Below are 13,155 nucleotides of genomic sequence, written 5' to 3' on the forward strand. Positions count from 1 at the left end.
TTTTATAAGTTGTTCAATATTAATTCTAATTCTTTTTTCCAAACTGCATATGCGTCTTGGTATGCCTTCTTATCTTCCTTGGGACTAAAAGTCATTACATAATCATTATCTAAAATTGCTTTACCAAATGCTTCAAAATCGCCTTTGTGAAGATTTGCTGCTCTTGCCGCGCCAATTGCCCCAGTAGTATCATAAATTTCAATGTCATACCCTATTAAGGTTGCCACGGTATTCGAAAATATTTCTGAACGAAAAAGATTGTCGTTGCCGGCACGCATCACATTCACTTTTATACCGTCAGATTCCATGATTTCCATTCCGTAGACAAACGAAAAAGCAATACCTTCTAATGCAGAACGACACAAATGACCTTTACCATGATTGTTTAAATTTAAGTTGAGAATCCTTGTACCTACATCTTTGCTTTTCAACATTCTTTCGGCACCGTTACCAAACGGAATCATTGCGACACCATCTGATCCAATTGGCACCTCATCTGCTAACGTATTCATTTCTTCATACGATGCAACATCTAGGTTATTTAACAACCAACGGTATTGAATTCCTGCGCCATTAATACAAAGTAATTTACCAATTCTAGCCGGTTTACCTGGTGTATAATTTACGTGGGCAAAGTTGTTTACTCGAGAGCTTTCTTTTACCGAAAGATTATCTGTCACGGCATATACTACACCAGATGTACCACCGGTAGCAGCAACTTCACCGGGATTAAAAACATTCAAAGTCAAAGCATTATTTGGCTGATCGCCTGCTCTATACAATATTGGCGTACCCGTTGATAATCCGCTTTCAGTTGCTCCTTTTTCATTTACTTTAGATTGTACTGAAAAAGTATCTACGATATCAGGAATCATCTCTTTATCTAATCCGTATTGATCTAATACCAAATCAGCAATTGCATCTTTCTTGAAATCCCAAAAAATACCTTCTGATAGACCAGAAACTGTTGTATTTGCAACACCGGACAATTTATAAGCGATATAATCTCCCGGAAGCATCATTTTGTAAATCTTCGCGTAAATTTCAGGCTCATTTTCCTTCACCCATTTTAGCTTAGATGCCGTGAAGTTTGATGGTGAATTTAATAGATGGATATCACAGGTTTCTGCACCTATTTCTTCATAGGCTTGTTGACCAATGCCCACTGCCCTACTATCGCACCAAATTATAGATTTCCTAAGTGAATTTCCTTCTTTATCAATAAGCACTAGACCGTGCATTTGATATGATATACCAATGCCTGATATATCTTTTTTACTAATATTTTCTTGTACACATATTTTCTCGATACCGCTACAAACGTAGCGCCACCAATCTTCTGGACGCTGTTCTGCCCATCCGTTTTTTACAGCCTCCATTGACATTTCTGTCTCAGGCTCTGTAACCACTCCAACGCTTTTTCCGGTTAAAGCATTTACCAAAGCAATCTTAATAGATGAACTTCCGATATCTAATCCTAAATGGTACATAAATAGTATAAATTGGTTTGCTGTAATAAGTTAAACCAAAAATAGTTACTATGCTGACCATTCAATATTTACACAACGAAATATTATCGTAAATAGATTTTTAAAAAATATAACAGCGTAAAAGTTTATTTATAATATTCTATTTACCAGTTATTTACATCCTTAATTGAAAATGATTTATTTTCGAAAGGGTTTTCGTACTACCCTTAATATCAATACATAAGAATTAACTTTTTAATACTGTTCTAGCTGATTTTGTAATTGTTCTAACTTAGAAAGTGCCTCTGATTTAGAATTTACATCTAGTTTTAAATAGATATTCTGAATATGAAAATTTACTGCACTAGGCGTTACAAACAACTTTTTAGCAATCATTTTATAGGTTGCTCCTTGACATAAAAAGTCGACAATTTGGTTCTCTCTTTCTGAGAAAAAAGCGAACGTTTTTCTATGAAAATTGCTAATGATTTTCTTAACGATATCATTGCTCATAGCTGCACCTTCCTTTTCCATACTGCGTAAAGCATGCTCCAATTTATCTAAGGTCAGTGGTTTAGTTAAATACCCATTGGCTCCTTTCTTGAATGCATTTTTTATAACATCGAAATCATTGATTTCACTGAACATAATGATTTTTACCTCCCAATCTTTTTTCTTAAAAAGCTTAATGGCATCTACACCATTCATATCATCTAAATCAATTTCTGAAAGTACAATTTGTGGTTTCGTAAACTTATAATCTTTAATGGCATCTTTGGCAGATGTATAGCTGCCTACCACTTCATAGCCATCAATTTCTTCGAAGTGATTTTTATAAACAGAATGTAATGAGGTATCTTTTTCTAATACTATTATTTTAATGCTTGAATTTTTCATAATCTCCATAGTTTTTGAAGCTATCATTCTAAAAAAGAACAATAACTACAGTTAGTTTTGAGTAATTTCAATCAACTTTTACAAGGATTGAATAACTAAACAATAGATATGTATTATGAACTAATAGTGTATGCTATACGTTCACTTTTACATATTTAATGACAATGGTTGCCTTGAAGAACAATCAAAATATTTAGATTGTACTTCGTAATTGTTTAGTAAAAATTAAATCAAAAAACGGATTACCGCCTGTGAGTCAATTCTGAAAACTGAGGCGTTTGCCAAACTTTGGATTAATGAGATTTCGGAGCTCTAAAATGATAGAAATCTTGTGAAGAAAAAAATGTGTTTTGAAACCGGAATTTAGTAGGTAAAATTCATTCATGGTTGTGGGGGGATTTGGGGTTATACAATTGGGTTTGAATCTACTTGATGATCGAAATATATATATTAATACAATATACCCGTTAAAAACATAAGAATTTTCGTTCAAATACACTATTTAACAACAAAAAATGGTTACTCGTCGATAGTTAACATAAAGTTAAAACCGAGAATCACCATCAATATAAACCAAAAAAATAAAGGAGGGAACCCAGTTATCCCCCCGGACAACAACCCCTCCTTTTATTGACAATTCAAATCAACCATATAACCGTAACGGTTTATAGATTTTAAAAATATTACTCTATACTTATATCATCATCTTCAAAAGTATTAGATGCAGTCGCCGTTGTTTCGCTTACTTGCATAATCCATTTCTCTTGATTGTATTTTCCATTTAAATCTGTACTTGCTGCCATTTGTGCATCGTTCTTATAATCGTAATCTGCTAAGTACACATAATACAGACCGTTTTCTTTATTGTAGAATTGCTTTGGATCTAATCCTTTTTCTCGCAAGTCTTTCATAAAAGCATTCATATACTTTGTTTGACTATATACATTTGCAATTACATAGTAACCAGAATTCATATCAATAACATCAGCATCTACCATCATTTTTACCGGTAATTCTTTAAAATTATCTCTTGTAGATGGAAATTCTTTAAAATTCGCTCTTCTTGAAGAAGTGGTTGTTGCTACTGTTTTTGTTGTAGTTGCTGCAGCAAAAGCATTTGCAGGCTCTGTTACAAAGTCAATAGCATCATTATTTAAATCATTAGATGCATAAGATGAGTTTTCTTCTACACTAAAGTCCTGCAAAGAGCTCTTGATCGTTGTATCAATATCATTACGTAACATTCTAACAATTAATTCAAATCGTTCTTCAAAAGCTGCTATTCGTTCAATTTCTATGGAGTCTTGACGTAGAATCAACTCATCTAAAATAATCTTGTTCTCATATGCTAAACTACTTTCTGAAACCGTAGAAGTAGCTTTAGAAGATGCATCTTGTCTCTTACGACCCGATTTTCTAGCACTATCTCTTTCTTCTATTAAATGAGCTATCTGCTCTTCATAATTACGCACTATGTTATCTATTTGATTGTCTGAAGAGTTATCTGCAACTGATATCGCCAAATCCTCATCTTTAAATTTATATGCTAAAGTAATTTCATGATTCCATCCTAAATTGGCATCTTCACTTGATAAGTCTTTCTCCATTAAATACCCTAAAGACATTTTATCACTTAAGTTAAAACCAACACCTGCAGCTACACCATACTCTTCATCTACCGTTGTTTGTAACCAACCATAATTTGGCATGTCTAATAATAAGGACCCAAAGTAATAAAGGCTACCATCATAATTCTGACCCACTTGTGCCATTGGCATTAAACGAGCATCTGTAAAAAGCCCTCTTGAATGTTCAAATGAGTGTGTATATTGTACCGAAGCCTTTACACTCTTTGTAGACAATTCGGTTAAAAATTCGTTCGTTGTTTGATTGTATTTAAAAAGGTCTTCTGCATAGAACCCAAAATCGAACTTACCTAAAGACAAGTTCATACCTGGTTGTATGGCAATTTTACTTTCTTTTCTTGCATCTGCTAATTTTGGATCGTCTTCACCAACGACAATCCTGTTTTTATCTAAACCTTGATTAAAATAGGTAACGTTCGTGCCAAAGGTTAACACAGATTTCTCTCCTAATCTTACTGCCGATGCATAGTTGGCATTGAAACCGAATTCTTGCACAACACCAGACCATTGGCTGTAAACACCAATACCTACTGCAGTATGGTCATTTAATTTGTTGCTGAACCCTAAAAAATAGTTTTGACTATTATCATCAAAGGTTGCATATTGATTTCTATGTAGAATGTTTAAATATGATTTGTTCTCACGTACCAAAGAGAACGTTGGGTTTATAAAAAACCTATTGAAGAATAATTGGTTGTGGTACGTACTACTTGATCCTAAGTTTGCATTGGTTTCTTGACCTTTTACTGTTTGGACAAGAGCCAATAAGAATAAAGCAATAAGAAAACTATTGATTTTATAAGGACTTTCCATAACGATTGATTTTTACGATTAGAATTGAATTTGTCAAATGAATTGGGGGAAATGAATAATGGGTGGTTATTCATCTTCGAAAACAGAGCTTGAATACTGCGTTCGTCTATCTGAGTTAAAGGCTTCTAAGAAGCGATCGTCTCTATCTTTATCATTTATAGGCTTATCACTTAAATTAAAAGCTACATTTTGTGTATGCTTGCCTTGTGCCATTCTGTTAGAAACTACATAACCAGAACCATCGCTTTGTAAAAGATTTACCGAGTACTCGTCATAAGAACTATTGATAGTGTTACCCATGTTTACAGCTAAACCAACACTACGTTGACCAACTTCTACCATGTAGACATCTAAGCCTCCATAACCATCTCTACCGTCTGATGCGAATACCAAACTACCGTTTGAAACAGGATTTGGAAGAACATCATTTTTAGCTGTATTTACTTTTGAACCCAAGTTTTTAGCTTGACCCAACATTCCATTTTTTTGAATTGTTGCTACATATATATCATATTCGCCAAAAGTACCTGGCATGTTAGATGCAAAGAATAATCTACTACCGTCTGGTGAGATTGCCGGATGCTTTGCAGAATAATCACTAGGGCATACAGCTACCTCGGTAATTTTTTTCCACTCACCACCAACTTTATCTGCTTTGTAAATTTTGTGTATTTCTTTCTTTTTAGAGAACATACCTGTTGTAGGTTTTTGGTATGTTGTTTTACTGTAGTAAGCAGTGTTACCTCCATTTGTCAATGCTACCGGTGGGGCATACTCACCAGTAGTTTTTACTGGAGCTGCATTGTTTACCGCAAACTCTTTAGTAGTACCTTGATCATCCCAAGGTAAAAAGTTTCTTCTGTTATTAGAGGTAAGACGAGATGGCACAACTGTACGTGTCATTTTGTAATCGTCTTTAACTAACTCCGTCCAGTTTTCATCTGCTAACTCATTCTGAACTTCTTTACCTAATTGAGAAACGGCGTGGTCAAATCTTTTCTGGTAGCTTCTTTTTAAAGTACCATCTTCAGAGATTTCCATTAATCTACCATACCAGTATAATGCATTTGCATATTTTTTGGTCAGAAAATTGGCATTACCTAAATCTTCAAAGATTTCTGCATCAGAAAAACCAAGTGTCTTTAGTTTATTATAATTCTCTGTACGGTTGGTAACTTCTTCAACCTTTCTTTTTTGAAAACTTGTACCGTTGTCATTGTAGGCCAAATCTTGGCCATAGCCCATGGTTGCCATACAAGCAAACAAAAGGCTGATTTTAATTGAATTGTTCATGTTACTAGATTTTGGGGATTAATACTCCAAAGGTCTTGTAACTCATTCAATTGATTATTAATAAAAATTCATAGGTTTTTAAAAATTTAATGAACCATACAATCGATAAATCACCATAAATACCTTAAAATCAATTATTTAAACAAAAAATTGAATTATTTTTGAACCTGTTTATTTTTTCTTTTAACTGAAATGTAGGTATACCCTAAATATGCCAACTGTAAGCCTACCGCTGCCATTTTCAGTTTTCTACTTCTTACTAATAATTTCGCTACTCCAAATAGTGGTGATAATCCCATAATATTATTTTTTTTGTTCGAGTCTAAAATAATAATTAGCCACTTCTACGTTTAACTCTATCCGAATAAAATATATGCTAATAACTATTACAAATACTAATGATTACAGTAGTTTACTAATTATTGAATAGAGCAAACCTACTGTTTTTTATAGCTAATCTTACTGATGTAAAGCCTGTAACTTAGTAGAAGAAAATTTATTTAATCAAAGGCTTAATAGCCTTATAAAATTTAAAATATGAATACTGATATAGCAAAAATTGAAGACCGTTTAAAAGACTTGGTTAGTAAAAATGAAGATGCCATTAAAGGATTTGAAAAAGCATCTGAAAATTCCAAACAAGTAGGAATCAAAAGTTACTTTGAGAAAAAAATAATTGATCGCATGCAATTCTTAAGAGAACTTAGAGCATCCGTGCCAGAACTAGATTTAGGTAGCGTAGAAATTGAAGGTAGTGCTGCAGGTACATTACATAGAACTTGGATGGATGTAAAAGCGTTTTTCGCAGAAGATAATGACGAAGCAATGTTAGAAGAAGCTATTAGAGGTGATAAAGCAGCAATTAATGATTATGATAATGCACTTGCAGAAGTTATGATGCCACACCGCTTAAAAGAAATTATTAGAGCGCAAAAAGAATTTTTGCAGAATGATTTAGAAACTACTGAAATCTTGGAACATCACAGATAATAGAATCCCCTATAAAGTAAAAAGCCCTTGCAATTGCAAGGGCTTTTTTTATGCTTGTTAATAAGCTTTTAATTTGTCTTTTCGCTTTTTCAGTTGGCGCTCTAATTCGCTAACAGACTCAATAACAGATTCTTCGAAATTTTGATTACTGGCTTCTGCAAAAATTCGTGGTCCTGGCAGACTTAATCGTATGTTACAAATCATACCTGTTTCATCTGATGATGTATTTTCTTGTTTCAAGAATACGTCTGCTCTAATAATATCATCAAACTTTTTGTGAAGTTTATTCAACTTCTCTTCTGCAAAACTTTCTAATCTTTGACTAGCGGTTACGCCGTCATATTCATAAATAATATCCATACTTTTCTTTTATATAATAATCGAGACAAACCTCTAAATGAGGTTCATCTCGATAGTTCTTACTTAATTTTTATAATCGCCCTATAGGCTTATTTTTAAATGGTTTATTTATCCACATTTACCATCCACCCGATTCCGAAGCGATCTGTGCATCTACCAAAATATCCCCATTCTCGTTCTCTAAAATCGTGATGTACCTGACCGCCACTAGATAAATCTTGGAATAATTGTTTTCCTTCATCCAAATCATTAGTATCAACACTCATACTAATCTGGTTACCATTGTTCAATGGTGTATCGGGCGAGGCATCGTATGCCATAAAGTGTACGCCTTTACCTTTTAACTCTGCGTGTTGTAGCTTTTGACGGAATGATGACGGAACATCAATTTTCTTATCCTCGTACGTTTGTCTATTCTTTATTTCTGCGTTGAACAGATTTGCGTAGAAGTTTAAAGCTTCCTGACAATCGCCGTTGAAGGCTAAATATGCTTGTATTTTCATGATATTTTGTTTTTATACAATTTACCCAATACTTCAACTTTACCTTGTCTTAAAAAACTTAGTTATTGATGCATTTCAAAATGCTATTTCAATTTATTCTAGCACTATCTTATTATCATTTATAAACTGAAAAAATGATAGCTTCTCATTATAACCCGTAAATATCAAATTGGTAGATAGTTCAAAAAGGTGCGCTTCGGTTTCAAAAAAATGCATCATATAACCTGCTGTATTTACAAAAGCTACATACTCCCCTATCTCTGGTAATCTTGGAAGGGTCATTTTTCGTTTTAACAACACATCTCTTTCTAAACAATAGGCTCCAGTAAAAAACACATCAACAGATTCATCTTCCTTTACTTCTTTAGTATAGAGCATATATGGGTCTAATAGAAAATCGGCGCTAGAACTCATCATCTGACTCATATTCATTTCTAAGCCAACCAACCATTGACCTTTGGCATCTTTTTTTCGGTGGATGACTTTCGCAACCGTCATACCCACTTGGTCTAATAAAGAGCGACCTGGCTCAATACGAATTTCAATCTCATTTTCGAGTAATAAAGAAGCAACCGATAGTCCGGATGCATCATCCATAAATTCTAGCACTTCACTAATAAAACTACCTTTGTTTATTTTATTGAAATACGGATAGGTATTCAGTTTGCCTCTCAACTTACCATCTTCTAATCTAAAACCTAGTCCATAATCATTGAAAGTAATGTCATTATTCTGAGTTAATACAGCTTCTTTTAAATTCTTATTGAAACTCGTCCATTCTTTTTCATCCTCTAAATAGTTCATTAAGATTCCACCACCTATATCAATGAATGAAACCGGATATCCTTTCTCTTTTAAGGACGATACTATATTGATACTAGCAATTAAACTTATACTTCGCTGATAGGTAGAATAACTATCTAAGTGAAAATGTAGCCCTGTTACTTCTAATAAATCGAAAGTTTTACCCTCGCCAACATAAGAACCAATAAAATCTACCACCTCATCTACATCAAAACCAAAACGACTATACAGTTTCTTGCCATCAACTTCAAATCCGCTAATGCGAAAACCAACTTTCGCCTTTTTATTCAATTTTGTGGCGACGGCTTGTGTTAATCTACATTCATCTTCATTATCTAAAATAATGGGCACGCCATTGTTAATGGCTAATTCTATTTGTGGTTCTGTTTTTATCGCTGCTGTCAATACCAAATTTTCAGCATTTCCGCCCAACGATAATGATTGTTCCAATTCTTTAAAACTTGCCGTATCTACACCTATACCAGATGCAAATGCCTGCTTTACCAAACCTTTAGATTTGTTCGCCTTTCTAGCATAGAAAATTCTATTTTTTAATCCGTACGATTCAAAAACCTGCTTGTAACTTTCACAATTTTGATTAAAAGATGGTAAATGATGTATATTTATTGGTGACCCATATCGTTCAACTAAACCTCTTACCACTGCTTGATCGCTAAATAGCTCATGCATCCAATTCGATGTAATTGGTGTTAATTCATTCTTAGGTTTTCCTTTATAGTACATTTTCTGTTCTATCATAATTTTCTGTTCTTCCATCTCTTTTTAAAATTGCAGTACATGTTTCTTTTGCCCAATTTGTTGCAAAATCATTTCTAGTTCTTGACAAAGTGTCATTATCGCAGGTAATACCTTCTGTTGGAGTACCATAAAAAGTAATATCGTTATTCACGATTCCCGTTTCTAAAACCGGATTTCCCTTAGCATTTATCTCTAAACAACCTGGTACATAGGTAGAATTCTTGTACTCACGTATGATGCCGTTTTTATTTAAATTTTGATATAGTTCGTTTTTAAAACCACTTTCTTTCGCTCTTGCTATTGTTGCATTTACCAGATAATTTATTTCAGTTGTCTGCCCGTTTTCAACCTGTAAAGTAAAATTACCATTTTCATTATTTTGCGTAATACTTGCAGATTTTGCATACGAGAAATCTAAAATTCCCGCTTTGCACAACGCCAACATTTTTTGCATATTCTTAACCGGTGGTCCGTAAGATATTCTATTGAAGAGTCCAAAATACTGGTCATTAAACTCCTTATGCGATTCCGCATCTAAGCCACCAAAACTGTATAACTCATTAAAAATCGGACTTATTTTTCGCCATGTGGCGACTGCAGCCATGAACGGACTTTTATCTTCACCCAATTTTGCTTCATCGATTAGAAACTCGACATAAACTTGTAGTACAACAGATGATAAAATAGGTTCATCTTTAAACGGATTAACAATTGTATCCCAATTAAAAACAGGACTCTCAGGGTAATCTTCGTGAAAATATTGCACCTGATTTTCCATTACCGTGAAGTCATCATCATAATAAAATTGATGTCCCTGGTTTTTAAACAGAACATAATAAAACGCATAGTGAAACTCCTTTTGTATTAATGGTAAAAGAGTATTATTAAAACTAATAGGTTTATTAGCTTCCAAATTTTGAACAACTTCCTCTGTAAAATATTGAAGGGTTATTTCTGAAGTTGGTGAACCATTTCTGGGCACCATAGGCAAACCCGTTCTTGAAAAAGGATATATTTTATAAGGTTCTTTTTTTGAGGGAATATATTTTAAAATTCCTTTATCATTCTTTTTAAGTACACCTCCCTTACCCTCTGTTAAAGCTAAAATTGAATCTATTGCGGTTAGTCCGAATCCTTTTATAGCAACTAGTGATTGCGGTGTAACCGGACTTAATTTTTCATTCGTCGGATAAATAAAATCAATCTTATTATCTAAAATTTCGCTTTCAGGTTTATGAACTTTAAAGGAATGGTGACCGGTTGTAAATAGAGCATTGTTACAAGCAACAACATCTTGCTCCCCGCTTTTTATATCCGTATAAAATACTTGATAATTTTCGTTTTGTTTTATCATATCGGTAACCTTACCGATATGGGTAAACACCTTTACATTCTTTGGTAATTGTTCTAACACCAATTGATAACAATCTACCAAATAGCTACCTACTAAAGCTCTAGGAGCATATTTTCCCGGAGCCGCATTGGTGTGACCCTTTGCCTTCAACCATGTTACAAAGTCTGGTGTAGAACTAGCATTTGAAAAAGGCTCTTTTAATACCCAGCTATTGATATTACGATTGGCATAGTTCATTATTAAATACTCTGGCTGGTCTGTTCTATATACATCGCCAGATGCCAAGAATGATGTAGTGTTGAAAATATGAACTTCTATCGATTTTGAAATTTCAGCTTCATTCAAGTAAGCTATTAATCTTTCAAAACCGTAAAACCCTTTAGGTCCAAATCCTATAATGCCTATCTTATAATTTTTATTGTCATTCATAGATTATGCTACCTGCCATCCTCCTAATGGAGTAAAAGCGTTTCTACTTTCCGGTAATTTTTGCAACAACCATTCTTTATTATAAATAGTATCTAAATAACGTTCTCCACGATCACATAAGAATAAAGCACAATTACTACCTTCCTCAATATGCTTACTATACTTTTTTACTGCACTGATCATACCACCAGAAGAACCCCCACATAAAATGGATTCATTTTCTAATAATGACCAACAACCTCTAGCACAGTCTACATCATCAACATAGATATAATCGTGAATTTTATTGGTATCTAAAAACTGAGAAGGTACACCTGCACCATGACCTGGAATTAATCTTTTCAATGGCGGACCACCGAAAAGAACACTACCTACAGCATCTACAGCGATAATTTTAGTGTCAAGATTGTTTTCATAAATATAATCGGCACACCCCATTAATGTTCCACAGGTACTGGTTGCCACAAATAGGTAATCCAATTTTCCATCTAAAGAATCCATCATCTCCGTCATCGTTTTATGGTGAGTTAATGGATTATTTTGATTGCCATATTGGTTAGACCAAAAACTATTTGGTATACTCATTAATAAATATTGAACACGCTCTAACCTTGCTGCTAGAAATCCCCCATCATCTTTCGGTTTGATAACTTTTTCGATTTGTACCCCATAGGTTTTAAGTATTTTTTCGGTGTGCGAATTTAATTTAGGATCCACAACAACAATCAATTTAAGACCATAGTATAGACATGCTTGCGCCAATCCTACTGCCATATTTCCTGAGCTAGATTCTATTACGGTATCTCCCTTTTTAATTCTACCATCTGCGAGTGCTTGTTGTAATATAAAAAGTGACGTTCTATCTTTTATGCTTCCGCCAGGATTAGCGGCTTCTAACTTTCCAAATAGGTTAAATTTCTTTTGTTTGAAAATTCTATTTAGTTGCACCAAAGGCGTATTGCCTATAGTATGTATAATAGATTCAGAAACAGTGTCTGAAATATGTTGCGTGATCATCGTCTAATATTTTTAACTAAAATGCCCAGAAATAAGCATCATGTAATTATGCATGTTAAAAGTACTTAGGTCACCATTAAAGGAATATCACAATAGAATTTTTAAATAACTCTTTTCGTTTTAAGCTCTAGAATATGCTTTAATAGGCGACTGAAAGAACAAACTACGAGTTACTAAAATCGATTCTCAAAAATTAAAACTGCGCTTTTATGATCTTATGATGTCGGATTAAAAAGTAGGAAAAATAAAAATTTGATAATTTATGATTTATTGCTCCCGTTTACTCTAAAAAAATTCCTAATTTCAAGGGACTCAAACAAATAGGATAAACGAATGGCAAATTTCAATTTAAAAGTAAATGGAAAAACTCAAGAAGTAGATGTAGATCCCACTACACCAATACTTTGGGTATTACGAGATAATTTAAAATTGGTAGGTACAAAATTTGGTTGTGGTATTGCACAATGTGGTGCATGTACCGTTCATTTAGGCGATAATGCAGTACGTTCTTGCCAACTACCAGTTTCTGCCGTTGGTGAACAGTCTATTACAACTATTGAGGGACTTTCTGAAAACGGAGATCATCCTGTTCAAAAGGCTTGGTTAGAAGAAGATGTGTACCAATGTGGTTACTGCCAAGCAGGTCAAATTATGAACGCCAGTGCATTTTTAAAACGAAACCCTAACCCTACAGATACAGAAATTGAGGATGCTATGAACGGTAATATCTGTCGTTGTGGCACATATACGCGAATTAAAAAGGCAATTAAAAATGCCGCCAGTACTACGAACGCGTAATAAAAAGTGTCCCACAATTTGGG

At 33.8% G+C, this 13,155-nt stretch carries 12 protein-coding genes; 2 read left to right on the forward strand and 10 right to left on the reverse strand.

Features of this window, described 5'->3' with window-relative positions:
* Positions 1–2 precede the first annotated feature (2 nt).
* The 5 genes from BUC31_RS14665 to BUC31_RS20340 form a co-directional block, all read right to left on the reverse strand.
* On the reverse strand, positions 3–1,490 hold the full coding sequence (locus BUC31_RS14665; protein WP_073245467.1) for a xylulokinase: 1,488 nt from the start codon (positions 1,488–1,490) through the stop codon (positions 3–5).
* Positions 1,491–1,724: 234 nt separating this feature from the next.
* Positions 1,725–2,366, reverse strand: coding sequence for a response regulator transcription factor (locus tag BUC31_RS14670; RefSeq protein ID WP_073245983.1), 642 nt, complete (start codon positions 2,364–2,366; stop codon positions 1,725–1,727).
* Positions 2,367–3,049: 683 nt separating this feature from the next.
* Entirely contained in the window at positions 3,050–4,825 is a 1,776-nt protein-coding gene (locus BUC31_RS14675) for a PorP/SprF family type IX secretion system membrane protein (protein ID WP_073245469.1), read from the reverse strand.
* A 66-nt stretch (positions 4,826–4,891) separates the two neighbouring features.
* Complete coding sequence (locus tag BUC31_RS14680; RefSeq protein ID WP_073245471.1) at positions 4,892–6,118, reverse strand: TolB family protein; 1,227 nt, start codon at positions 6,116–6,118, stop codon at positions 4,892–4,894.
* A 155-nt stretch (positions 6,119–6,273) separates the two neighbouring features.
* A complete protein-coding gene (locus tag BUC31_RS20340; RefSeq protein ID WP_170861967.1) occupies positions 6,274–6,417 on the reverse strand; it encodes a hypothetical protein in 144 nt (47 codons plus the stop codon).
* 238 nt (positions 6,418–6,655) lie between these two features.
* On the opposite strand from BUC31_RS20340, the gene BUC31_RS14685 reads away from it, so the two are divergent.
* On the forward strand, positions 6,656–7,108 hold the full coding sequence (locus BUC31_RS14685) for a ferritin-like domain-containing protein (RefSeq protein ID WP_073245473.1): 453 nt from the start codon (positions 6,656–6,658) through the stop codon (positions 7,106–7,108).
* Positions 7,109–7,165: 57 nt separating this feature from the next.
* Here the strand turns inward: BUC31_RS14685 and hpf are convergent, their stop codons facing one another.
* The 5 genes from hpf to sbnA all read right to left on the reverse strand — a co-directional run bounded on the left by hpf (position 7,166) and on the right by sbnA (position 12,334).
* Complete coding sequence (hpf, locus tag BUC31_RS14690; RefSeq protein ID WP_073245475.1) at positions 7,166–7,468, reverse strand: ribosome hibernation-promoting factor, HPF/YfiA family; 303 nt, start codon at positions 7,466–7,468, stop codon at positions 7,166–7,168.
* A gap of 104 nt (positions 7,469–7,572) precedes the next feature.
* Positions 7,573–7,971, reverse strand: coding sequence for a VOC family protein (locus BUC31_RS14695; RefSeq protein ID WP_073245477.1), 399 nt, complete (start codon positions 7,969–7,971; stop codon positions 7,573–7,575).
* A gap of 93 nt (positions 7,972–8,064) precedes the next feature.
* Positions 8,065–9,534, reverse strand: a complete 1,470-nt coding sequence (locus tag BUC31_RS14700) for a type III PLP-dependent enzyme domain-containing protein (RefSeq protein ID WP_244534055.1) — start codon at positions 9,532–9,534, stop codon at positions 8,065–8,067.
* A complete protein-coding gene (locus BUC31_RS14705) occupies positions 9,509–11,317 on the reverse strand; it encodes an FAD/NAD(P)-binding protein (protein WP_073245479.1) in 1,809 nt (602 codons plus the stop codon). The genes BUC31_RS14700 and BUC31_RS14705 overlap by 26 nt, the downstream gene beginning before the upstream one ends.
* Positions 11,318–11,320: 3 nt before the next feature.
* Positions 11,321–12,334 (reverse strand): 2,3-diaminopropionate biosynthesis protein SbnA, encoded by a 1,014-nt coding sequence (gene sbnA / locus BUC31_RS14710; RefSeq protein ID WP_073245481.1) that lies wholly within the window; start codon positions 12,332–12,334, stop codon positions 11,321–11,323.
* 333 nt (positions 12,335–12,667) lie between these two features.
* Here sbnA and BUC31_RS14715 point away from each other — a divergent pair, with 333 nt between their 5' ends.
* Positions 12,668–13,132, forward strand: a complete 465-nt coding sequence (locus BUC31_RS14715) for a (2Fe-2S)-binding protein (protein WP_073245482.1) — start codon at positions 12,668–12,670, stop codon at positions 13,130–13,132.
* The last annotated feature ends 23 nt before the right edge of the window (positions 13,133–13,155 follow it).

It is taken from the genome of Maribacter aquivivus (assembly GCF_900142175.1).
In the GTDB taxonomy this organism is placed as follows: domain Bacteria; phylum Bacteroidota; class Bacteroidia; order Flavobacteriales; family Flavobacteriaceae; genus Maribacter; species Maribacter aquivivus.

Bases quoted from the DNA above. Each gene is read 5' to 3' on its own strand.
- BUC31_RS14700 (WP_244534055.1), bottom strand. From the start codon at position 9,534: ATGATAGAACAGAAAATGTACTATAAAGGAAAACCTAAGAATGAATTA.
- BUC31_RS14685 (WP_073245473.1), top strand. From the start codon at position 6,656: ATGAATACTGATATAGCAAAAATTGAAGACCGTTTAAAAGACTTGGTT.
- BUC31_RS14695 (WP_073245477.1), bottom strand. From the start codon at position 7,971: ATGAAAATACAAGCATATTTAGCCTTCAACGGCGATTGTCAGGAAGCT.
- sbnA (WP_073245481.1), bottom strand. From the start codon at position 12,334: ATGATCACGCAACATATTTCAGACACTGTTTCTGAATCTATTATACAT.
- BUC31_RS14670 (WP_073245983.1), bottom strand. From the start codon at position 2,366: ATGAAAAATTCAAGCATTAAAATAATAGTATTAGAAAAAGATACCTCA.
- BUC31_RS20340 (WP_170861967.1), bottom strand. From the start codon at position 6,417: ATGGGATTATCACCACTATTTGGAGTAGCGAAATTATTAGTAAGAAGT.
- BUC31_RS14715 (WP_073245482.1), top strand. From the start codon at position 12,668: ATGGCAAATTTCAATTTAAAAGTAAATGGAAAAACTCAAGAAGTAGAT.
- hpf (WP_073245475.1), bottom strand. From the start codon at position 7,468: ATGGATATTATTTATGAATATGACGGCGTAACCGCTAGTCAAAGATTA.
- BUC31_RS14705 (WP_073245479.1), bottom strand. From the start codon at position 11,317: ATGAATGACAATAAAAATTATAAGATAGGCATTATAGGATTTGGACCT.
- BUC31_RS14675 (WP_073245469.1), bottom strand. From the start codon at position 4,825: ATGGAAAGTCCTTATAAAATCAATAGTTTTCTTATTGCTTTATTCTTA.
- BUC31_RS14680 (WP_073245471.1), bottom strand. From the start codon at position 6,118: ATGAACAATTCAATTAAAATCAGCCTTTTGTTTGCTTGTATGGCAACC.
- BUC31_RS14665 (WP_073245467.1), bottom strand. From the start codon at position 1,490: ATGTACCATTTAGGATTAGATATCGGAAGTTCATCTATTAAGATTGCT.